The organism is Nitrospirota bacterium, assembly GCA_016207905.1.
GTDB lineage: Bacteria > Nitrospirota > Thermodesulfovibrionia > Thermodesulfovibrionales > JdFR-86 > JACQZC01.
In genome coordinates this window covers 1-20,421 of sequence record JACQZC010000059.1, presented here as the reverse complement: position 1 = coordinate 20,421, position 20,421 = coordinate 1, and the positions used below count along the sequence as shown (strand labels likewise).

The following is a 20,421-nucleotide window of genomic DNA, read 5'->3' as shown; positions in this document are numbered from 1 at the left end:
AATTTATGATGACATTTTAAAAAAATCATTATTTAAGCGCCTCCACTCCACCAACTATATCCATCAGTTCCTTTGTTATGGAGGCCTGTCGTGCCTTATTGTACTGAAGCGTGAGTCTGTCTATCATCTCGTTTGCATTCTGTGTGGCATTCTCCATTGCAGTCATCCTTGCGGCCTCCTCCGATGCCTTAGACTCAAGGAGTGCCCGATAGACCTGTACCTCTATGTTCTTAGGCAGAAGTCTGTTGAATATCTCCTGCTCCGAGGGCTCGTATATGAAATCCACCGAAGGCGCCTCGCCTGCCTCAAAAGGCGCAAGAGGAAGGAGCTTTAAGACCGTGACCTTCTGTGTCATAACTGTCTTGAACTCGTTATATATGAGGTGCAGTTCGTCAAATGTCTCATTCGTAAAGTTCTCTATGATGTTAGTGGCGATTTCCCTTCCTGCCGAATAGCTTATATCGCCGGAGAACCCTGACCATGCCTTCCTTATAGGGACATTTCTCCTTTTGAAATAATCCACTGCCTTTCTACCAACAGTGCTCATGGAGACATTAAAGCCCTGGTTTCGGAGGTTTGAGATAAAACCTGCGGCTGTTTTTAATATGTTGGAATTAGACGCACCGCAAAGCCCCCTGTCTGAGGTTATAACTAAGACCTCAACCGTCTTTCTTGGTCTTACTGCCATCAGTGGGTGCAGTTCCATATCTCCTATGGCAACAAGGCTTGAGATAACAGAATGCATCTTCTCTGCATATGGCCTCATGGCAAGCATCTTTAGCTGGGCTTTCCTAAACTTTGCGGCAGCAACCATCTTCATGGCCTTTGTAATCTGCCTTGTGCTTTTGACTGCCTTAATCCTTCTTTTTATATCCCTTAATGTTGGCATCTTTTAAATCCTAAGGCTGAAACCCTTTCTTGAACTCCTCGATAGAAGAAGACAGTTTCGCCTTAAGGTCCTCGTCTATTGCTTTTTTCTCCTTGAGCTCTTTCTTTAAGTCAGCTTTTCTGTCCCTCAGAAACCTCAGGAACTCTGCCTCGAATTTTCTGATTGCCTCCACAGGGACATCATCTAGAAACCCATGTGTTCCAGCAAAAAGGACCATAATCTGCTCCTCTGCAGGCAGGGGCACATACTGGTTCTGCTTGAGAAGCTCAACCATTCTCTTACCCCTTTCTATCTGAGCAAGGGTTGCCTTATCGAGGTCCGAGCCAAACTGTGCAAATGCCGCAAGCTCTCTAAACTGTGCAAGGTCAAGCCTTAGTGTGCCTGCCACCTGCTTCATAGCCTTTGTCTGTGCAGAGCCACCAACCCTGCTTACCGAGAGCCCAACATTAACAGCCGGCCTTACGCCTGCATAAAAAAGCTCTGGCTCGAGATATATCTGTCCATCGGTGATGGAGATAACATTCGTTGGTATGTAGCCCGAGACATCGCCTGCCTGTGTCTCGATGATTGGAAGCGCAGTAAGAGAGCCACCCCCAAGGTCATCCGAGAGCTTCGATGCCCTTTCAAGCAGTCTCGAATGAAGATAAAACACATCCCCGGGATAAGCCTCTCTTCCAGGAGGACGCCTGAGAAGCAGTGAGAGCTGTCTGTATGCGGTGGCCTGTTTGCTCAGGTCGTCATAGATTATAAGGGCATGCCTTTTATTATCCCTGAAATACTCGCCCATGGCACATCCTGTGTAAGGTGCTATATACTGAATGGGTGCTGGCTCGGATGCAGTTGCCGAGACGATTATTGTATGCTCCATAGCGCCAAACTCCTCGAGCTGTTTCAGTGTCCTTGCTATGTTTGAGCGCTTCTGGCCAATTGCAACATATATACAAATAACATCTCCGCCTTTTTGGTTGATTATGGCATCGATGCCTATTGCAGTCTTGCCTGTCTGTCTGTCGCCGATTATAAGTTCCCTCTGGCCTCTTCCAATAGGAATCATTGAATCTATTGCCTTTAGCCCTGTCTGAAGAGGCTCTCTAACAGGCTGTCTGTCAACTATGCCGGGTGCTACGATATCCACGATTCTCATTTCCTTTGTCTCAATCGGCCCTTTTCCGTCAATCGGCTGGCCTATTGCATTTACGACCCTTCCAATGAGTGCCTCGCCAACAGGAACTTCCATGATTTTCCCTGTGCGCTTGACCACATCGCCTTCCTTGATGAGGGTGTCCTCTCCAAATAAGACTGCGCCGACTGTATCCTCCTCAAGGTTAAGTGCCATGCCGTATACCCCATTTGGAAACTCAAGAAGCTCAGATGCCATGCACTTGTCAAGGCCATAGACCTTTGCTATACCGTCACCGACCGTGATTACCGTGCCTATCTCGCTGACATCGACCCGCTTTTCAAAATCCGTTATCTGTTTCTTTAAAAGCGCACTTATTTCCTCAACCTTAATCTCCATCAAATCACCCCTTTACAAGCTCTTCTTTTAAAAGCCTTAACTGGCCTTTGATGCTTCCATCATACATACTACTGCCTACCCTGATAAGCATACCGCCTAAAATGGATGGCTCTGTAACATACTCTATATCGATATCCCGATCTACAAGCTTCTTTAAAGCAGACCTGAGCCTATCTTCGTACTGTCTGCCTATGTCAGATGGCGTATAGACAGTTGCCTTTGCCTTTCTTTTCTTTTCAAGATAGATGCTGAGTGAAGTGCGTATTATATCTGCAAGTGCAGTCATTGCCTTTAGGGCTGAAAGATACGAAACAAACTTTATTGTGTCTTCGGAGAATCCTAATTTGCTTCCAACCTCTTTAATGGCTGTATTTTTCTCGGAATCCGTAAACTGTGGACCTATAAGCAAACTGCGGAACTCCTTAGTGCTTTCCATGAGGGAATTGAGTGCAGTCAATTCCGACAAAGCCCTCGGCATTGCATCCAGCCCTGCCGAATCAATCAGTGTCTTTGCGAACCTGTTGGTTTGTTTGTGTCTTTTCAAGCCCTTACCTCCAGCTTGCTTAAGGATTCCTCAAGAAGCTTCCTTTGCTCCTCAGGGGTCAGTTTCTCCTTAAGTTTTTTCTCTGCAAGCTCCATTGCAAGCTCAACTGCCTCTGCCTTTATAGCCTCTTTTGCTTTCTTTAGCTCGAAATCTATATTCACCTTTGCCTGCTCGATTATCTTTTTGCTGAGTCTTTCGCCCTCGCTTACGAGGAACTCTTGCTCCTTCTCGCCTGATTGCCTTGAAGAGGAGATTATGCCCTCTATCTCTTTGTCTTTGCCTTTAAGCCTTTCCTCTACCTCCCTGAGTGCCTTTTCCGCAAGCTCTCTTGCCTGCCTTGCCTCATCGAGGGTCTTCTGTATAAGCTCTGTCCTTTGTTTTAGAAAACCCTTAAGAGGCTTACCAAGGAACTTTACGAGGATAAATACGAGGATTGCAAAATTAACAACCTTCCAGACCCATTCCATAATATGGGATTGTCCTTCAGCCTCGGCACCTACTGCAAAAGCAATCACTGGCACTAAACATATTAATATCAAGCCGCAGATTACCTTAATAATTGAGCTCATACCTTTACGAGTTTCCTCACTATCTCATCGGAGAATCTCTCCACATCTGCCCTTAAAGCCTTTCTTGCCTTTTCAGCCTCCTGCCTGAGGGTTTGCCTTGCCTCCTCCGTGAGTCCTGCGCCCTCCTGCCCTGCCTTTAAAACAGCTTCCTTCTGTCTTTCAAGCCCCTGCGCCCTTAGCTCCTCGAATATAGCCCTTGCCTTGAGCCCGGCAGAAGCAAAGTCTCTCTTCATATCCTCTATCGCAGTCTCCTTCTTTACAGTCATCTGCCTTGCCGAATCCAACGAGCCCTTAACAGTATCCTCCCTTTCCTTGAATACCTTAAGAAGAGGCTTAAATAGGATTATATTTAGAATGAAAAGTAGAACTAAGAAATTTACAAGAAGGACAAAAAACCAGTAATTTAACTCTAACATCCTCTTACCACCTTTATCATTTAGATTAAAGCAGGAACTTTAGCAAAGCAATGGAGATTATCATATGGAAAAAATCTTGTCAAGCCTTATCCTATCAAAAATATTGATAGTTCTATAAGTGACACTCATGTCTTTGGATTTTAAGGTGTTTGTGGGTGATGATGGAAATGAAAAGAGCAGACCCTTTTGGTAAGGGTCTGCTCTTTTGTCTTTACACCTTTACGATGTTTTGAGCCTTGAGTCCTTTGTCGCCGTCGACAACATCAAAGCTAACCTGATCGCCTTCAACTAGGGTTTTGAATCCTCCGCCCTGAATGGCGGAGTAGTGTGCAAATACATCGGTGCCATTATCCTGGGTGATGAAACCAAACCCCTTTGACTCATTGAACCACTTCACTGTTCCGTTTGCCATGTGACTGAACCTCCTTTCTGAGATTAGAAGTTGAAAGGAGATTTGCAACAAAAAACCCGAGAAGTCTAAATACCTTGCGGATTTAATACGCCAAAATACTCCAACTCCAACATCTTATGGAGTAGTATGGCATAACGACTTCATAGAAGTCAACAAGTATCTTATCGGAAGAAATAATAGGCGATGTTGGGATTGAACCAACGACCTCTTCCGTGTGAAGGAAGCGCTCTCCCACTGAGCTAATCGCCCTCTGCCTGAATTTTAATTGCTTTGATTTTCTTAGTCAAGCAGATGTTTCCTTGCCCTCAGACCTCACCTTAGGATTTCAGAGGCAGCCGCCCTGAGCCTTTCATCACGAGCCCTCTCATAGACCCTTAAGGCATAAAGCCTTGCTTTTTCCTTATCTCCCAGCATCTCATATGACTTTGCAAGCCCATAGACTGCCCTAAGGTTTTGTGCAGGAAAGCCGAGGGCATTTTCAAATGCCCATTTCGCCCTTTCGGGGTTTCCTGTATTAAGGTATAAAAACCCTAATTCTATGTATGAAAACTCATATGGACCGTATCTTAACGAAAGGAGATAGTAGCTTTCGGCAGTCATTACATTTCCTTCCATAAGTGCGATATTCCCCACGAAATATGCGGCCTGTGAAAACTCGGCAGGCATGCCTTTTGGCTTATAAAGCCCTTGCATAATCAGTGTCTTTGCACCTAAGATATTGCCTTCAGCAAGTTCGATGCCTGCAAGGCTCAGATAACCCGAGACATAATCAGGATTCCTCTTTATGGCACATCTCCAGAATGCACTCTCGGAGCGCCATGCACTAAAGAAATAACTTACCCCAATGATGCTATATCCCAAAAAGATAAAAGCAAGGAGGGATTTTAAAAGCTTCCTTTTCCGAGAAAGACCCATTAGAGCCGATGAAAGCAGGATGGCAAAACCAATTGAGGGTGCATAGATATACCGCTCTGCCGTAATCGTAAGATTTGTCTCAAGAAGAGGTACAAGGAGATAGGGCAGAGAGGTTGCAATAAACCAGAGGGCGCCATATGCGATAAGCCTCTTTCTAAGGACAATCCCAAGAACCACAACCGTCACGGAAAGTAATGCAAATGAATAAAGCACTACATTATTTCCAAATTCCTTTATAAAAGGAGAAAGCGGATATGGAAGTGTCACGGACTTTATAAAAAACCCTAAGTTTAAAATGACATCCTCTATGCCTCTGCCCCTGGCTATGTTAGCGGTGCCTACGCCTACTGCGGATACTGCTATCGATGTGCCTGCCATAAGGTAATCCCATTTCATGGAGAGGAGGGCTATTAGATGTGGAAGTGCCCATAGATAGCCCCACCGTGACCTCTCAGGGGTTTGTAACCTCGATTCCGAAGGGGTTTCTAACAACCACTCGGTCAATGGATAGAGTATTATAAAGGTAACTGCGGATTCCTTGCTCAGCATGGAAAAGAAATATGCAATAACCGATAACCCAAGCAGTAATAGATTCCTTCTGCCTTTTAATATCTTGTCCCTGAATAAGACATACAAAAAAAGGCTTAATATCGAAAAGAACCCATAAAAGAGGTCAGTGCCTCCAAGTGTTACGAATGTGATGTTTTCTACATGAATCGGATGAAGGCCAAAGATAATGCCTGCTAATAGGGCGATATTTGGCTTGCCTGTCAACCTGCCTAAAAATAAGAATATAAGGACTCCAGTAAGACTATGAAACAGGAGATTGAATAAATGATAAGGCAGAGGATTTGCACCAAAGACCTTGTAAAGAACGAGAAGAAAAAACACATGAAGGCTTCTTGGGGTCCCAACCCCTGGCACTATATGGATATCCTTACTAAAGACGAGGAATGGGTTTTCGGCAAGCCTCTTTACCTGATGACCCAAAAATACCACATTGTCGTCATAATAAAATACACCCCAGAGAGTTGGAAGATAAACTATAAACGGAATAAGGAAAACCAGAAGGGGATAAAAATACGGTTTTTTAAAGTTCACTCTATCACCTAAGCACAAGCACCCTCTCTATGTCAGCATAATCTTTAATCTTAGAGACTATACCGAGACCTGAGTCCTTTGCTATTTTAACTACCTCCTCTGCCTGCCCCTGTCCTACCTCAAGTATAACAGAACCTCCGGGATTAAGATAAACAGGTGCATCCTTAAGTATCTCCTTAAAAAAATAAAGACCATCTTCTTTGCCATTTAGTGCCTCTTTGGGCTCCCAGTCCCTGACCTCGGGCTGGAGGGTATCTATGATGCTACTTTTAATATAAGGCGGGTTGGAAACTATTAAATCGAATCTCATACCCCTTACAGGCTCAAAAAGCCATCCTTTAAGGATGTGCATGTTCTTTAAGCCCTGATATTCCTTGTTTTCCTCTGCATATCTTAATGCGGACTCCGAGACATCCACTGCATAGATGTCTGCATGAGAGATATGTTTTGCAAGCGAAACTGCGATCGCCCCGCTTCCTGTGCAAAGGTCAAGTGCGACTGCCTCAGGATTTTCTTTCAATATCTTTACACCTTGTTCTACGACAAGCTCTGTCTCGGGTCTTGGGATTAAGACTCCTTTGCCAACCTTAATCTTAATACCGTAAAACTCTGCATAGCCAAATATATACTGGATTGGCTCCCTATTTTCCCTACGGATTACGATTTCTCCTATAGCTTCTATCTGGTATCTAGAAAGAATGGGGTTTTCGCTGTAGAGCTTAACCCTTTCGATGCCTACTACTTCCCTGATAATGCTTTCTGCCTCTTTATCGGGGTTCTCTATGCCTGAGTGATTGAGTGTAGAGGCAATATGTCTTAGAATGTCAAATGCCCTCATTTGTTCTTTCAGTAGAGTCATTTTAAAATCTCTTTTAGTTTTTCTGTCTGAAAGTGTGTGGTGAGGCTAACGATTATTTCCTCGAGGTCTCCTTCCATGACAGCTTCGAGTCTGTGAAGTGTAAGTCCGATTCTATGGTCAGTGACCCTGTTTTGGGGGTAATTATATGTCCTGATTCTTTCGCTTCTATCTCCTGTGCCTACCTGGGTTTTTCTTTCGAGCGCTCTTTCCCTTTCCATCTCCTCGATGTGCTGTTCATAAAGTCTCGAGCGAAGGACTTTTAATGCCTTCTCTTTATTTTTAATCTGAGACCTCTCGTCCTGACAGGAGACCATCATGCCAGTTGGCAGGTGAACGATTCTTACGGCTGAGTATGTTGTATTGACTCCCTGTCCACCTGGCCCCGAGGCACAGAATGTATCTACTCTTAGGTCCTTCTCTTCAACCTTTATATCTACATCTTCTGCCTCTGGCAGGACTGCAACGGTTGCCGCAGATGTATGAATCCTTCCTGATGCCTCTGTAACAGGCACACGCTGAACCCTATGAACTCCGCTTTCATACTTGAGCCTGCTATAGACACCTTTGCCCTCGATAGAGGCTATAATCTCTTTTATTCCTCCAAGCCCTGTAAGGTTTGAGCTAATGACATCCACCTTCCACCTTTTGGATTCGGCATATCTCGAATACATCCTAAAAAGAGAGGATGCAAACAGAGATGCCTCCCCGCCTCCTGTGCCAGCCCTTATCTCGAGTATTACGGACTTTTCGTCCCTTGGGTCTTTTGGCAAAAGCATAATCTTAAGCTCTGCCTCCACCTTGAGCTTTTCGCCTTTAAGCTTATCCAATTCAGCCCGTGCAAGCTCTCTCAGGTCTCCATCTCCGCCGATTAAAAGCTCCTCTACATCCTCCATCTCCGAAAGCACTTTCCTGTAATACCTTATCTTCTCAAACAAGGGCGTGAGGTCTGCCTGCTCCTTTGAGTATTTCTGGTATAGCTTTGGATTGGAAAACACATCGGGGCTCATTAGAAGGGCTGTAAGCTCCTCGTATTTTTCCTCTATAGTTTTAAGTTTATCGAGCATCTTTCACCTCTAACGAAAGCACTTCCTCCAATGCCTTTATCGCAACCTCAACCTGTAATTCATCAGGCTCACGGGTTGTAAGCCTCTGAAGGGCAAGACCAGGCATCACCAGAAAACGGATAACTACATTGTCTTTCCTCTTTGAAGAAAACCTGAGCAGTTCATACGAAAGCCCTGCAATCACTGGTATAAAGATTACTCTTGAAAGGAACTTATAAAAGAAATGCCATGACTGAGGGATAAACGAAAATACTGCGATGCTTACAACCATCACGATGAGAAGAAAACTCGTGCCGCATCTTGGATGATGGGTGCTCATATCGGAAAGACCCTCAGGCTTAAGCATTCTTCCTGCCTCATATGCATGTATTACCTTATGCTCTGCGCCATGATACTGAAGGATTCTTTTCATCTCGGGCCATAGCCCTATAGCACCTATATAGACGAGAAATACAAATACCCTTATCAAGCCATCCACAAGATTAAACATTACTGTATTCTCCGATACGCTATGAAAGGCAATGCCCAAGAGTTTTGTCGCATAAAGTGGAAATAATATAAAAAGCCCTACCCCAAGCATCAGTGCCACCGCAATCGTAAAGACAAGCAGATGCCTGCTCATGGGCTTTTGTTCTTCTCCTTCGTATGCCTTGTTTGCAGAAAACTCAAGTGCCTTTATTCCAATGGAAAAGGCATCATAAAGTGCAATAACTCCCCTGACAATAGGTGTCCTCAAGAGCTTGTTCCTGTCTTTTAAAGACTCCTTCCTTAGATGTATCTTACCGTCCATGCCCCGAACGGCAACAGACCATCCATTTCTGGATTTCATCATTACTCCTTCGATTACAGCTTGTCCGCCTATTGTATTCATAGATAAAATAAAAAAGCCGTTAGAGAAAACCCTGCTCTAACGACTTCCTATAAGATAAGCTACTTATTTTTCCTTGCGTATTTTTTCTTAAATTTCTCGACCCTTCCCTCGGTGTCCATTATCTTTTGCTTACCCGTAAAGAAAGGATGACAGCTTGAGCAGATGTCAATATGTATCTTGGGCTTCGTAGACCTTGTGGTAAATGTCTCACCGCATGCACAGACAATCTGAACTTCTTTGTATTCCGGGTGAATGCCCTCTTTCAATTTACTCCTCCTTTTTAATATTTTAAACTATTCTCTTGTCTCTTGGCAATCCTATTCCTTTTACTTCATTCCTATAACCGCATCTCCAATGTTTACCTCTAATATGCTTTCCAGTATGATTGCCGAGGAAGTGGATTCCCGAGCCTGTATTATCTGGATAATGGCATTTGTCCTGCCTTTTGAGCCCGATGCTACTATGACCAGTAAATCTCCCGGCTCAAGCCCATCGTTTTTCCCCTTGTCAATGAACACCGTGTCTAACTGTCCGCTCAGGCTACGGTTGTATTTTGTTGCAACGACTAATCCATCTAACTGAGGTTTCCTCGGCTCACCGATTACATATGGAAGCTCTATATCGGTATATGTGTCAAGCGTGTCTCCTTTGGTTATATCTATAAAGGCTTCTTTAATGCGTGCCTTTACCCCATCTACTGTTATTTCCTCCACCTCCAATGTTCCTAAAACCTCTACCATAAAGCCAATGAGAATGCTGGTATGAGGGTGTTTTACTTTTTCTCCTTTACGGATGATAAAGAATCTGTCGCCCTTCTTTACATCACCGATGGTTTTTATATATACACTGTCGTTTGCACCGAAATAATTTGCCTCAAGAGGTGAGCCTGTAATTTCGCCTTTGTAAGGGACCGTCATTGTTATATAGCCTGAAAAAAGCAATGTTTTTCTACTGGTAAGATACCCTTTCTTTATTGGAGCAATCCTTTCAGGCTCTGCTTTAGTTATGGGTTGAACCTTTATCTCTTTTATCTCTTTTATCTCCGTTATCGCCTTTTCTTCTTGGACCTCCTCCTTTATTGTTGGAGGCTCTGCCTTCGGCACAATCTGCACGGTCTCCAATCCAGCCTCTTCTATTGCCTTTATGCCAGAAGGTATCTTTATCACAAGGCCTGGATATATCCTATCAGGGTCGGCTATGTCTTTGTTTTGATTCCATATGAGTGGCCACTGGAATGGGTTTTTTAGGTGACTCGAAGAGATATCCCACAGGGTATCTCCTTTTTGGATAGTGTATTCCGTGTATTCGTAAGCATTATCGCCCTGTGCATTCGATAGAGAGGGATTAAACAGAGCGACTATTGAAAATGCAAAAACGGTTAACACGAGAAATGTTAAATTTTTCATTTTATAGTCCTCCTCGGTTTTTAATCTAAAATCATTGCTTATGATACCATTTTAAATATACTGCTTACAAGACATCGAATTTCACCCCTGTTAAAATAATTAAGGAGAGCGTTCAAAGAGGTTTTAATCCTATTCTTGAAAATCATCCTCTGTAAAGGTTTTCTCTATTTCCTGCATCTCGGTATCAGAAACATAAGGCGTAAGGCTGATGGCAAGGCTCAATAACTCTTCTCTGAGAACTTCTCTGATGGCTTCCTTCAATTCTGACTTATCAATTCCTATGCCCATCTGGCCTCCTGTATCTTTAAATCTATTATAGCACAGCTCTGCCTTTTTCTCCTTTAAAAACCAAAGTTTCACCTCTCTTACGGCTGACAAAAATTCAGGGGTCGGCTATATATGTATCTGAACTTATTCAGTTGTTTCCGCTCTATCTCAGCCTGAGGTAGTCGGTAAGTCTTTTTCTGATGGGTTTTTCTAAAAATGACATGATATGGCCATCTGACTCGGTTATCCAGAGGTCTTTTGGCTCTCCTGCTTTTTCAAAAAGGATAAGGCTGTGCTTAAGTGGGACGACAGGGTCTTTCTTTCCATGGATTATAAGGAGCGGCACAGGAGAGAGCTTGTCTATCCATCTTACAGGGCTATAGTCGTCGTTTACAGAGAGTGCCACTATGTGCTGGAAAGGCCATGTGAGGGCTAATTCCGATGCCTTCTCCTTTGCAATAGCTCTGTAGCTTGAAAATGCGCTGTCTATGACCACTGCTCGCACATTTTTTAAAAAGGGGGAGTTAGCAACCGTATAGACCGAAATGGCGCCTCCCAGGCTCTGCCCGAGGACGATGACATCTTCTTCATTTGTTAGAGAAACAGCCTTTTCAAGAGCTGTCATGGCATCAATATGCAGACCTTTAATTTCAGGGCTTCCTTCGGATTTGCCATATCCCCTGTAGTCAAAAGCAAACACTGTGAAACCCTCCCTGACGAGCCAGAGCACATTACCTATCTGAGTGCTGATGTTTTCTGCGTTTCCGTGGAGATAAAGTATGAACCCTTCACTTTTTCCTTCAGGCATAAGAAGCCAGCTATGAAGTGTCAGTCCATCAGGTGTTTTAAAATATACATCTTCTGAGCTTATGCCTTTCAGATAAGGGTTTTCTATGAACTCCTTTGAAGGCTGGAAGAAAAACCCGGTACAGCCTAAAATAAGGCATACGATAAGGGCTATGCTCAGTGTCTTTTTCATCAGAAGTAAAGATTCAGGCCTGCTATGGCTGTGTTTGTGTATCTGCCGTATGCTTTTATTTTAGACAGCTCGAGGGTAAGGCTCATGCTATTTGAGAGCCTCAGGTTCTGGGCAACTGTGCCGCCTAATTCTTCATGCTCGTCCCCTAAGATATAGCGCATAGCTTTAAGCATAATATGAAGCTTCCATATGCCTGTTATCTTCTCAAGGGTTCCGGCTGAGATGCCCAGCCCCAAAGAGTGGTCCTCTGTCAATTTGCCTCCGAGGTTTCCTTCTGCCTCTAAGAAGGCATAGTAAAGTCCCGGGAGTCTGCCCTCGGATGCAATGCCATAGCCGCCATTAATATAGTATACGAGATGGTCTTTTCCGTCGCTATGAGGCTTCCGGAGGAGCCCTGTTTTGACCTTCCACGAGACAGGCTTAAAGAGCCTGCTTTTAGGCGAGATTGAGACAATGTTCACAAAGTCAATACTCTCAAGTTTGTATGAGTCATCCTCATCATAATATCTTGCCCTTATGTCGGCAAAGACAATCTGAGAGCCCTCAGGGTATCCATGCGAAGGGTCAAGGAGGTCGTGATAAGCAGGCCTGAGCTTTAACTCTCCAAAAAACCTTTTGTTCTTTATGCCTGCCCCAATGCTAAGCCTCGCTGAGCCATGGCCTTTATGTGGCATAATAGGCTGGGAGACTTTATAATGCTCAGAGCCCTCCTTAAGAAGGCTTCGCACTCCCAGAGCGCGGTGAAACCTTTTTGTGTATTCTTCCTCTGAAAGCTTTTTCTTCAGGTATCTAAGCTCAAGCATCTCAGCAGAAAGGTCAAGAACCTCTGCCTTGGCTTTGAGGTTTTCGTCCTTAAGAAGGCTTTCAGGACTACGCTTTTCATCAGTTATTTCTAACGAGGTCTCTATGTCTTCAGCAGGAAGCAGGGAGGCAATATGCCTGATAATCGTTGCCTTTGAAGGACGGTAGTCAACTGAGCTTACCATGCCGTTTTCTATGACTGCCCTTACAGTGTCCAGAGGAATAACCCATAGCGTAGAGGGGTCCGTAAGGTTTACCGAAGGCCTGCCTGCCTCAAGAAGAAACAATATGTTGTATGAGCAGTTCTCATCGAAGAAATAATAATAAGAATAGATTTCCTTAAGCTCCCAGATATGCCTGAGCATCCTCAGAAGCTCCTCCTCTGTAAGGTTGAGGTTGTATTCCCACATGTCGCGATGATCCATATCAGTGTATTCTTTAACCTTCTCATAGTATGGCAGTAGTAAGTAATAGCCCTTGAAGTGTCCAAAGACGCCCTTCAGGGCATAGAGGAAGCCTCCTTCGGTGCCTGTATGGGCTGTGTAGTTAACCGCATATGAAAGTAGCTTACTCTCGTAGCCTCCATCTATTCTTATGAATGTATGTCCAAACATAGAGGCAGGCCTGTTCATATAGGATGTCGGAAAAACCAATGCCGAAAACCTCGGGCTTATAGTGCTAATAAACTCTCTGTATTGTCTACAGTCTGCTTGAGGAAGCCTTTCCTCTTCTATGCCGAGCTTTTCCTTAAGCCAAGTGTATCTTGCTATGAACCTGCATCTTGGGTGTTCGCCTTCCACATCTTTCCTAAAAAAGCTCCTTATGGTGGCATTAAGCTCGGATTTTGGATTTTTCTTTCCATCCGGAGCAAGGAAAAAGCGTGGGTCGTCTATGAGGCTTTTTGTCCCGAAAACAGTGTCTTTGTAATGAAGAAGAATCCTCCAGTATCTGTCTTTGTGGAGTTGTTTTTCTTCTGCTCTAAAGATAAGAATGTCCGCATAGGAGTTTTCGCCTCTAACATCAGTGGCATAGATTAATAGAGTTATGATGGAAGCAAGAAGGCATGCAGAGAGTTTGGCTCCCGCACGCCTTCCTTTAATAGATATTACCTCTTTTTTCTCTCCAGTCAGTTTTTTGTTTTTTGAGACTTGAGAAAGTCATAAATAACCACGGCACGGGCGAACTCCACTGTGTCGGGGTATTTCACGTGCAAACTCTTAAGTTTTGAAAACGCATCTGACTGTTCGTCCTTCTGCACACTAATCAGTTCAAATAATGCTGACAGATATTCTCCTGATCCGCGTGATATATCATAGATGAGTTGACTGTGATTGACAGCGATAAAGAACAATATCTTTTTTGATTTGCCTTTTATATTGTCATCTGTTATTTCACCTTTTTTTATAGGTTCCAGCACAGTGAAAAACCTATCTGGAGCATACTCAACATTTGTGTTATTGGCAAGATCTATTGCAAAGGCAGTTGTTGAGCAATAACTCCAGAAAACATCAAAAGCGACCATAATATTGAACTTTCTCATCATAGGCACTTGAGCATTCTCATAGCCATCTTTCTTGATTTGAATTATTGGCGTAACTTTGTTCCTTTCAAGAGTGGCGACGCACGGCGTCGTACAAGTTTTAACATCATTGACATACACATCTGCCTTGGACGGATTGCTTTCAAAAGACACTTGCTGTGTTGTCCCGCTAAGTATAAGACCACAGCCGCTGCACACAATTAAGCCAATGATACATGTTAAGAGCTTTTTCATTTTTTCCTCCTTTAATTTTTTAAGTCATGAAATCACTTGAGCTCTGAAACATTACTTGCCTATTTTGCCTTATCTCCCCTCCCTCCTCTAAAGTTAATAGACACTTCTTCTAAAACCTGAATCTCACACCCATATTGACAACAACTCCGGATAAATCCATGGTCGTCCTGTTTGTTGTGTCTGAACGGGCGGTATCAACATCGAACTTCAGATCCCTATATAAAGCTTCTCCATAAACCCCGACATTCCTTCCAACCTCAAAAGCCATACCTCCCTGCCAACCGCTTGCATCTTTGAACTCCACCTCTGTATACTCACCCTCCCATTCAAGAGAGCCCTTTACAACTCCTCCTTTTATCCTTGCCAGAAAAGTGCTTTTTTCAGCATGAGGAAATATGTAAGAGACATTTACCCCGGAAATACTCCCTGTAATAGCATCGGAAATCAGCCTACTGCCGAAAACATCGATACCTACACCGGACTTGTTAGTATCATAATCTACGCCCACATATGCACCAAGTGCAAATCCGACTGCTCCCTCTATCGTCTCCGTATAAAGCCAAGAACCGCTTGTTCTTTCTGCAGTAAATCCATTTACATCCGGAGCAAAAATAATACCCGGATATACGCCAAAGTTGAAATACCACTGTTTCTCGCCTGCATCAGCCAACGAGCTAAACAGCAGAAAAAACACAAAAAATCCCAAAAATACTTTTCTCATGCAACACCTCCCCTCCACTTCTAAATCTAAAAACTTAATTTTAATAACATAAAGATACTCTTTTGTCAAGCTAAAAATAGAGATTTGTTATTAAAGTAATTTCTAAGTTATAATATTTAAGAATTCTACTTCTCAGGCTAAATTTGGGGACTTAAGAGTATAGAAGTCTAAAGACTTAAATATATAAATCTATTTTTCCACTATTTAGTATTTCTAAGTCCTTCTAAATTCATTACCTGAATGGTATCTTTACAAATTATGAGACGCATGACGGACAACTTACTGTTGCATATTGGAAAAAGAATACAGTCCATAAGGGAAAAGCGAAGGCTGACACAGGAGGAACTTGAAGAAAAGACAGGTGTAAATGCCCGATACATAAGCGCTATAGAATGCGGGCAGAAAAACCCCACTGTTAAGACCTTATCTAAATTAGCAAAAGGATTGGATATAGAGCTTTACGAGCTATTCCTCTTTTCAGAAGAGCTTGAATCTGAAGGTGTGGCAAGAAAAGCCATTGACTCCATCCTAAAAGGAGCTGACCGCAAAAGCCTTAACCTCTGTCTGGATTTTCTCAGAAAATGTTAGTGCATAGACCGTTTGAAATATGTAACCCTTATCGCACACCCTTACACTTTTCTATCCTGACCCTGCCGACCCTCAACCTTATATCCTTTACTCCGAATCCGTGGAGTTTCCTTATTATATCTTCTTTATAAAAACTTATCTCCTGAAGCCATTGTGGCGAATCTACATTGATAGTCAGATGAGCCTCGCTTAGAGATGAAGGAGACATATGAAGACAAACAGGAGGCTGAAACAGGGAATGCCACTCGGATTTCATCCGATAAAGGCAGAGGTTGTCCTCCATGCCAAGGTCTTTTATTATCGAGTGGATTACCGAGCCTGCCCTTTGCATATATTCAAACTGCTTTCTGAACAAAGCCCGAACGCAAACACCTTGTGCAGATATAAGCCCTCTCTGTTTTGCCGTCCAATATTATCCTCATCCTCTGAAGGTTCGGCTGTATCTGCCTTTTTGTGCGGTTGTTTGCATGGCTTACATTATTGCCGATTACTTTCTTTTTTCCACAAGCCCTACAAATTGCCATGTCTCCTCCTCTGTTTGATTTAAAATCACGGTTTATGATACCATTTTAGATATACCACTTACAAGAGATAAAGGGGAGATAGTATCTAAAATGCCAAATATACGGATTTATGAGCTTGCAAAAACACTTGCAGTTGAAAATAAAGAAATCCTGTCTGTGCTTTTAGAGTTAGGAATTAAGGGTAAGACCTCCTCATCGGGCATAGATGAAAAGACCGTAGATATGATAAAGGAGAGGCTCAAAAAGTCAGGAAAATCCCATCTTCCAAAGAAAGAGCCTAAAAAGACATCTGCTCTGAAAGCTCCAAAGAGAGAGCCTAAAGGAGCAGTCCTAAAGCCCCAGATAAAGCCTGAAAAAGAAATAAAGGTAGATGTGCCTTCTGTAGTTGTGTCTGAAGAAAAAGTAGTTAAGGCTCCTGAGCCTCCACTCGAGCAGGTAGAAAAAGAGGTTCAGGAAGAAAAACAGCCTCCTCCAATAGAAAAAGATGTTCTTCTCTTAGAGGAAGAGGTAGAGATGAAGGTTCCCTTAAAGTTCAAAAAGGATATTGAAACAGAAAAAGTGGAGAAGTTTAAGGCAAAGCCTGGAATGCACAGGGCTTTTCAGGCAATAAGGAAAATCGAGCACAAACGGCACGAGCAAAGGCTGTTCAAGAGGCATCCAAAAGGAGAAAAACAGGAGCTGAAAGAGGAAAATAAACAAATTTTAATCACTGCTCCAAGGAAAAAGACCCTTAAAATCAATGAGGGCACGACTGTCAAGGAATTTGCAGAGCTCATTGGCATGAAGGTGTCCGATATAACAAAGAAATTTATGGAATTAGGCTATATGCCCTCCTCTGTTAACCAGTCGGTTGACCTCGATGCCGCAGTTTTGGCGGCACAGAGCATGGGCATAAAATTAGAGGTTGCCTCTATAGAGGAAGAGGTAATTCCCGAGGAGGTTTCCGAGGATGTCTCGGCTCTTTTGCCAAGACCTCCTGTTATTACTGTAATGGGACATGTTGACCATGGAAAGACATCCCTTCTCGATGCCATTAAACAGACAAAGGTCACAGAGACGGAATTTGGCGGAATAACCCAGCATATAGGTGCATACAAGGTCTCGATTAAAGGAAAAGAGATTGTATTTTTAGACACCCCAGGACATGCGGCTTTTACAACCCTGAGGGCAAGGGGTGCAAAGGTAACGGATATAGTTGTCCTTGTCGTTGCCGCAGACGATGGGGTAAAACCGCAGACAATAGAGGCGATTAACCATGCAAAGGCCGCAAATGTCCCAATTATAGTTGCCATTAATAAGATTGACAAGCCCGAGGCAAATGTATCGAAGGTCAAAGGAGAGCTTGCCGAGTCAGGCATAATCTCGGAGGAGTGGGGAGGTCAGAATATATTCACCGAGGTGTCTGCTAAAAAACGCATCGGCATAGAGCATCTGCTTGAAATGATACTTCTACAGGCAGAGGTCATGGAGCTTAAGGCAAACCCTAATAAAATGGCAAGGGGAAGTATAATAGAGTCAAGGCTCGATAAAGGCAGAGGCCCTGTTGCAACTGTGCTAGTTCAGTCAGGGAAATTGAAGGTTGGCGATGCCTTTCTCTCAGGGGTTAATGCAGGCAGGGTTAGGGCACTTGCTGATGACACAGGCAAAAGGCTCGGTGAGGCAGGACCATCTACGCCAGTTGAGGTCATTGGCTTTGGAAGCATCCCACAGGCAGGAGACCCCTTTATAGCCATGGAAGACGAAAGGAAGGCAAGACATATTGCCCTCTTAAGGCTCCAGAAACAAAGGTTCTCGCAGATAAAGGAGATAAAAAGACTTACATTAGATGAGCTTTATTCAAAAATAAAGGAAGGACAGATAAAGGAACTAAACATCGTTATTAAAGGAGATGTTCAGGGCTCTGTAGAGGCAATGAAGAGTGCACTTGAGGGCATCACACACCCCGAGGTCAAGATAAAGGTCATCCACTCCTCTGTTGGAGGAATAAACGAATCCGATGTCATGCTTTCTGCTGCCTCCAATGCAATAGTAATAGGCTTCAATGTAAGACCAGAGTCAAAGGCAAGCCAGATTGCCGAAAAAGAGGGGGTTGACCTCAGGCTATATAAAATTATATACGACGCAATAGAGGATGTTAAAAAAGCCCTCGAAGGACTCCTCGAACCCACGCTCAAGGAAAAGGTTCTGGGAAGGGCAGAGGTCAGACAGACATTTCAGGTCTCAAAGATTGGAACAATCGCAGGCTGTTATGTTACAGATGGCACTGTTCTGAGGACAAGCGACGGTATACGGGTCATAAGAGACAGTATAGTAATTCATGAAGGCAAAATAGCATCTCTCAAGAGATTCAAGGAAGATGTCAGAGAGGTTCAGGCAGGCTATGAATGCGGCATAACCATAGAGAACTTTAATGACATAAAGGTAGGAGATATCATCGAAAACTATGTAGTGGAAAAGATAGCCGCAAAACTGTAAGCCTCTCCTTCATGCCCCTTTATTCCCTCCTGCCTCTAAGTAGAACTGAGATTTAAGAAAGGGTAGGTTGCCTCAAATCCCCCTTTCACACCCTCTCAATCTCATCATTAATCAAATCCTGAAGCCCTTCTGTGTGTGCATGAAGATGAACCACTGACACAGCAAGCTCTGAGAGTATGGATGCAGATTGCTCTGCCGAGAGGTCTTTTAGCTGAAGCTGTGAGACGAGCTTTAATGTCTCCTGACACTCCTCAGCCAGCTCTTTAAGGAACACTAAGAGTGTCTCATTCAATGTTATTTTCTCTGCTGTCTTCATCTTACTCTCCTTAATCTCTTTTCTGCTTTTTCCAATGCATCCTTAAAAGCCCAAATCTCTTTTTCCCAATATTTAATCCGTCCCTCATCAGGGTAAGATTTATGTCTTTCCTCATTTATCTTTGCTTCATGCTCAGCAACTTTTCCTCGCAAGCTTTCTATCTGCTTTAGAAATTCCTTCTTACCCATAGATTAATCGGCTATTGCTACTGATGTCAACAAACTTCTCTATACCCTCATTCATATTTATTTTTTTATCCTTATCTTAAGCAGGCATTGTTTTTCTGTCAAGAATTTTCTCAGAACGATAGGCAGACAGGCTGTCAGAGGGTTTTAAATTTATAAGTAATCCCCCTTCAGCCCCCTTTAGCAAAGGAGAAAAGCGGGGGATTTTGAAAAAGGGGGGAATTGAAAGGGGTGCGTGAGATTCTGAAATGAATTCAGAATTACAAGGTGGGGAATGACAAATCTATTAATTCGTCATTCTCTGGCTTGACCAGAGAATCCAGAAGAGAAAGACTGGATTCCAGCTTAAGAACTGCGGGGATGACAAAAAGGAAGCATCGCAATGACAGGATGGGGAGTCTCGCAATGACAAAACTGCCTCATAACTCTTGTCTTTAAGTAAAGTTTTGTCTTATACTCTGTATAGACCATTAAGGAGGTTGACTATGCCAGTGGCAAAAAAAGAGATAGTTTTCCCTATCAGCGTGTTTGAGACAGCGGATACCAAAGATGACCTTGAGGACTGGCTTTTATCGCAAAACCCCGACTTCATAAAGCGGATGCGAAAGGCAAGGAAAGACGACCTTTTAGAGAAAGGTAAGGACTGGAAGACCCTTAAGAAAGAGCTATGTATAAAGTAACCTTCCTGCCTGATGCTGAGGAGTCCTTCAGAAAGCTTGATAAAACCATTCAAATTAGAATCGCTCAGAAAATAGACTGGCTTTTAGAAAATGCGGATAAAATCATACATCATCCTCTCACTTCCCTGCCTGATGACTTAAAGGGTCTATGCAGAATAAGACTTGGAGATTACCGTATATTGTATTGGATTTATACCGATAGCAAGCAGATAAAAGTTTATTATATAGAGCATAGAGGCAGGCAATATCGCTCTATTAAAAGATGAAAACTTCCAAGACACCTTACCAGTAACCAAAAAATCTCACCTTACTCCTCTTTTCCCAAAACTGTATCGCAGGCTAAAGCCTGAGGCTACATTGATTAAAGAGGGGAGACTGGATTCCCGCTTACAGACTGCGGGGTATCTTGTTCAACATTCACATGGGTTACATTTTAACCTATGGACATGGGTTACACTTTTCTTACTTTGGGTCTGACCTTCCCTTTTCTTAAATCAAGAACTCCAATAGGGTGGAAGCCAAAGCGTATCTCATGGCAAGCCTCAT

At 43.3% G+C, this 20,421-nt stretch carries 25 protein-coding genes and 1 tRNA gene; 4 read left to right on the top strand and 22 right to left on the bottom strand.

All coding sequences use genetic code 11. From position 1 onward, the window contains the following. Window positions 1-28 precede the first annotated feature (28 nt). From atpG to HY805_07595, 18 genes are all read right to left on the bottom strand, one after another. On the bottom strand, window positions 29-889 hold the full coding sequence (gene atpG, locus HY805_07680) for an ATP synthase F1 subunit gamma (GenBank protein MBI4824089.1): 861 nt from the start codon (window positions 887-889) through the stop codon (window positions 29-31). 10 nt (window positions 890-899) lie between these two features. Beyond that, on the bottom strand, window positions 900-2,408 hold the full coding sequence (locus tag HY805_07675; protein MBI4824088.1) for a F0F1 ATP synthase subunit alpha: 1,509 nt from the start codon (window positions 2,406-2,408) through the stop codon (window positions 900-902). Between the two features lie 4 nt (window positions 2,409-2,412). Further along, window positions 2,413-2,952 carry an ATP synthase F1 subunit delta gene (atpH, locus tag HY805_07670; protein ID MBI4824087.1) on the bottom strand — a complete coding sequence of 180 codons (540 nt, stop codon included), beginning with the start codon at window positions 2,950-2,952 and terminating at the stop codon, window positions 2,413-2,415. Beyond that, the gene (gene atpF / locus HY805_07665) at window positions 2,949-3,521 is read right to left on the bottom strand and encodes a F0F1 ATP synthase subunit B (protein MBI4824086.1); all 573 of its coding nucleotides are present in this window, start codon (window positions 3,519-3,521) and stop codon (window positions 2,949-2,951) included. The genes atpH and atpF overlap by 4 nt, the downstream gene beginning before the upstream one ends. Then, window positions 3,518-3,937 carry an ATP synthase F0 subunit B gene (locus tag HY805_07660; GenBank protein MBI4824085.1) on the bottom strand — a complete coding sequence of 140 codons (420 nt, stop codon included), beginning with the start codon at window positions 3,935-3,937 and terminating at the stop codon, window positions 3,518-3,520. Before HY805_07660 ends, atpF begins: the two co-directional genes overlap by 4 nt. Before the next feature lie 211 nt (window positions 3,938-4,148). Next, on the bottom strand, window positions 4,149-4,349 hold the full coding sequence (locus HY805_07655) for a cold-shock protein (protein MBI4824084.1): 201 nt from the start codon (window positions 4,347-4,349) through the stop codon (window positions 4,149-4,151). A 177-nt stretch (window positions 4,350-4,526) separates the two neighbouring features. After that, window positions 4,527-4,598, bottom strand: a tRNA-Val gene (locus HY805_07650). 63 nt (window positions 4,599-4,661) lie between these two features. Further along, window positions 4,662-6,365 (bottom strand): phospholipid carrier-dependent glycosyltransferase, encoded by a 1,704-nt coding sequence (locus HY805_07645; GenBank protein ID MBI4824083.1) that lies wholly within the window; start codon window positions 6,363-6,365, stop codon window positions 4,662-4,664. A gap of 4 nt (window positions 6,366-6,369) precedes the next feature. Continuing rightward, window positions 6,370-7,224 carry a peptide chain release factor N(5)-glutamine methyltransferase gene (gene prmC, locus HY805_07640; protein ID MBI4824082.1) on the bottom strand — a complete coding sequence of 285 codons (855 nt, stop codon included), beginning with the start codon at window positions 7,222-7,224 and terminating at the stop codon, window positions 6,370-6,372. Further along, on the bottom strand, window positions 7,221-8,288 hold the full coding sequence (gene prfA / locus HY805_07635; protein ID MBI4824081.1) for a peptide chain release factor 1: 1,068 nt from the start codon (window positions 8,286-8,288) through the stop codon (window positions 7,221-7,223). The genes prmC and prfA overlap by 4 nt, the downstream gene beginning before the upstream one ends. Beyond that, window positions 8,278-9,159, bottom strand: a complete 882-nt coding sequence (locus tag HY805_07630; protein ID MBI4824080.1) for a DUF1385 domain-containing protein — start codon at window positions 9,157-9,159, stop codon at window positions 8,278-8,280. Before HY805_07630 ends, prfA begins: the two co-directional genes overlap by 11 nt. 59 nt (window positions 9,160-9,218) lie before the next feature. Next, a complete protein-coding gene (rpmE, locus tag HY805_07625) occupies window positions 9,219-9,425 on the bottom strand; it encodes a 50S ribosomal protein L31 (protein MBI4824079.1) in 207 nt (68 codons plus the stop codon). Between the two features lie 60 nt (window positions 9,426-9,485). After that, a complete protein-coding gene (locus HY805_07620; protein ID MBI4824078.1) occupies window positions 9,486-10,565 on the bottom strand; it encodes a LysM peptidoglycan-binding domain-containing protein in 1,080 nt (359 codons plus the stop codon). 129 nt (window positions 10,566-10,694) lie between these two features. Next, window positions 10,695-10,925 (bottom strand): hypothetical protein, encoded by a 231-nt coding sequence (locus HY805_07615; GenBank protein MBI4824077.1) that lies wholly within the window; start codon window positions 10,923-10,925, stop codon window positions 10,695-10,697. 70 nt (window positions 10,926-10,995) lie between these two features. Further along, entirely contained in the window at window positions 10,996-11,811 is an 816-nt protein-coding gene (locus tag HY805_07610; GenBank protein MBI4824076.1) for an alpha/beta fold hydrolase, read from the bottom strand. Then, window positions 11,811-13,412 carry a DUF4105 domain-containing protein gene (locus tag HY805_07605; protein MBI4824075.1) on the bottom strand — a complete coding sequence of 534 codons (1,602 nt, stop codon included), beginning with the start codon at window positions 13,410-13,412 and terminating at the stop codon, window positions 11,811-11,813. Before HY805_07605 ends, HY805_07610 begins: the two co-directional genes overlap by 1 nt. 326 nt (window positions 13,413-13,738) lie before the next feature. Then, the gene (locus tag HY805_07600; GenBank protein ID MBI4824074.1) at window positions 13,739-14,386 is read right to left on the bottom strand and encodes a PEGA domain-containing protein; all 648 of its coding nucleotides are present in this window, start codon (window positions 14,384-14,386) and stop codon (window positions 13,739-13,741) included. A gap of 109 nt (window positions 14,387-14,495) precedes the next feature. After that, entirely contained in the window at window positions 14,496-15,107 is a 612-nt protein-coding gene (locus HY805_07595) for a hypothetical protein (protein MBI4824073.1), read from the bottom strand. Window positions 15,108-15,365: 258 nt separating this feature from the next. Here HY805_07595 and HY805_07590 point away from each other — a divergent pair, with 258 nt between their 5' ends. Further along, the gene (locus HY805_07590; GenBank protein ID MBI4824072.1) at window positions 15,366-15,695 is read left to right on the top strand and encodes a helix-turn-helix transcriptional regulator; all 330 of its coding nucleotides are present in this window, start codon (window positions 15,366-15,368) and stop codon (window positions 15,693-15,695) included. A 28-nt stretch (window positions 15,696-15,723) separates the two neighbouring features. Here the strand turns inward: HY805_07590 and HY805_07585 are convergent, their stop codons facing one another. Further along, a complete protein-coding gene (locus HY805_07585; GenBank protein ID MBI4824071.1) occupies window positions 15,724-16,026 on the bottom strand; it encodes a DUF721 domain-containing protein in 303 nt (100 codons plus the stop codon). A 4-nt stretch (window positions 16,027-16,030) separates the two neighbouring features. Next, window positions 16,031-16,219 (bottom strand): 50S ribosomal protein L28, encoded by a 189-nt coding sequence (locus HY805_07580; protein MBI4824070.1) that lies wholly within the window; start codon window positions 16,217-16,219, stop codon window positions 16,031-16,033. 90 nt (window positions 16,220-16,309) lie between these two features. Here HY805_07580 and infB point away from each other — a divergent pair, with 90 nt between their 5' ends. Continuing rightward, window positions 16,310-18,694 carry a translation initiation factor IF-2 gene (gene infB, locus HY805_07575; GenBank protein MBI4824069.1) on the top strand — a complete coding sequence of 795 codons (2,385 nt, stop codon included), beginning with the start codon at window positions 16,310-16,312 and terminating at the stop codon, window positions 18,692-18,694. Between the two features lie 85 nt (window positions 18,695-18,779). On the opposite strand, the gene HY805_07570 is transcribed toward infB, so the two are convergent. Further along, window positions 18,780-19,010, bottom strand: a complete 231-nt coding sequence (locus tag HY805_07570; GenBank protein ID MBI4824068.1) for a hypothetical protein — start codon at window positions 19,008-19,010, stop codon at window positions 18,780-18,782. Continuing rightward, a complete protein-coding gene (locus tag HY805_07565) occupies window positions 19,007-19,198 on the bottom strand; it encodes a hypothetical protein (GenBank protein ID MBI4824067.1) in 192 nt (63 codons plus the stop codon). Before HY805_07565 ends, HY805_07570 begins: the two co-directional genes overlap by 4 nt. A 482-nt stretch (window positions 19,199-19,680) precedes the next feature. On the opposite strand from HY805_07565, the gene HY805_07560 reads away from it, so the two are divergent. Both HY805_07560 and HY805_07555 read left to right on the top strand, forming a co-directional pair. After that, complete coding sequence (locus HY805_07560) at window positions 19,681-19,875, top strand: hypothetical protein (GenBank protein ID MBI4824066.1); 195 nt, start codon at window positions 19,681-19,683, stop codon at window positions 19,873-19,875. Next, window positions 19,863-20,141, top strand: a complete 279-nt coding sequence (locus HY805_07555) for a type II toxin-antitoxin system RelE/ParE family toxin (protein MBI4824065.1) — start codon at window positions 19,863-19,865, stop codon at window positions 20,139-20,141. The genes HY805_07560 and HY805_07555 overlap by 13 nt, the downstream gene beginning before the upstream one ends. Window positions 20,142-20,421: the final 280 nt, after the last annotated feature.

Bases quoted from the DNA above. Each gene is read 5' to 3' on its own strand.
- HY805_07590 (MBI4824072.1), top strand. From the start codon at position 15,366: ATGAGACGCATGACGGACAACTTACTGTTGCATATTGGAAAAAGAATA.
- HY805_07600 (MBI4824074.1), bottom strand. From the start codon at position 14,386: ATGAAAAAGCTCTTAACATGTATCATTGGCTTAATTGTGTGCAGCGGC.
- HY805_07620 (MBI4824078.1), bottom strand. From the start codon at position 10,565: ATGAAAAATTTAACATTTCTCGTGTTAACCGTTTTTGCATTTTCAATA.
- atpF (MBI4824086.1), bottom strand. From the start codon at position 3,521: ATGAGCTCAATTATTAAGGTAATCTGCGGCTTGATATTAATATGTTTA.
- HY805_07555 (MBI4824065.1), top strand. From the start codon at position 19,863: ATGTATAAAGTAACCTTCCTGCCTGATGCTGAGGAGTCCTTCAGAAAG.
- HY805_07610 (MBI4824076.1), bottom strand. From the start codon at position 11,811: ATGAAAAAGACACTGAGCATAGCCCTTATCGTATGCCTTATTTTAGGC.
- HY805_07580 (MBI4824070.1), bottom strand. From the start codon at position 16,219: ATGGCAATTTGTAGGGCTTGTGGAAAAAAGAAAGTAATCGGCAATAAT.
- HY805_07595 (MBI4824073.1), bottom strand. From the start codon at position 15,107: ATGAGAAAAGTATTTTTGGGATTTTTTGTGTTTTTTCTGCTGTTTAGC.
- HY805_07655 (MBI4824084.1), bottom strand. From the start codon at position 4,349: ATGGCAAACGGAACAGTGAAGTGGTTCAATGAGTCAAAGGGGTTTGGT.
- prfA (MBI4824081.1), bottom strand. From the start codon at position 8,288: ATGCTCGATAAACTTAAAACTATAGAGGAAAAATACGAGGAGCTTACA.
- HY805_07560 (MBI4824066.1), top strand. From the start codon at position 19,681: ATGCCAGTGGCAAAAAAAGAGATAGTTTTCCCTATCAGCGTGTTTGAG.
- HY805_07565 (MBI4824067.1), bottom strand. From the start codon at position 19,198: ATGGGTAAGAAGGAATTTCTAAAGCAGATAGAAAGCTTGCGAGGAAAA.
- HY805_07675 (MBI4824088.1), bottom strand. From the start codon at position 2,408: ATGGAGATTAAGGTTGAGGAAATAAGTGCGCTTTTAAAGAAACAGATA.
- atpG (MBI4824089.1), bottom strand. From the start codon at position 889: ATGCCAACATTAAGGGATATAAAAAGAAGGATTAAGGCAGTCAAAAGC.
- HY805_07585 (MBI4824071.1), bottom strand. From the start codon at position 16,026: ATGCAAAGGGCAGGCTCGGTAATCCACTCGATAATAAAAGACCTTGGC.
- infB (MBI4824069.1), top strand. From the start codon at position 16,310: ATGCCAAATATACGGATTTATGAGCTTGCAAAAACACTTGCAGTTGAA.
- HY805_07570 (MBI4824068.1), bottom strand. From the start codon at position 19,010: ATGAAGACAGCAGAGAAAATAACATTGAATGAGACACTCTTAGTGTTC.
- prmC (MBI4824082.1), bottom strand. From the start codon at position 7,224: ATGACTCTACTGAAAGAACAAATGAGGGCATTTGACATTCTAAGACAT.
- HY805_07630 (MBI4824080.1), bottom strand. From the start codon at position 9,159: ATGAATACAATAGGCGGACAAGCTGTAATCGAAGGAGTAATGATGAAA.
- HY805_07660 (MBI4824085.1), bottom strand. From the start codon at position 3,937: ATGTTAGAGTTAAATTACTGGTTTTTTGTCCTTCTTGTAAATTTCTTA.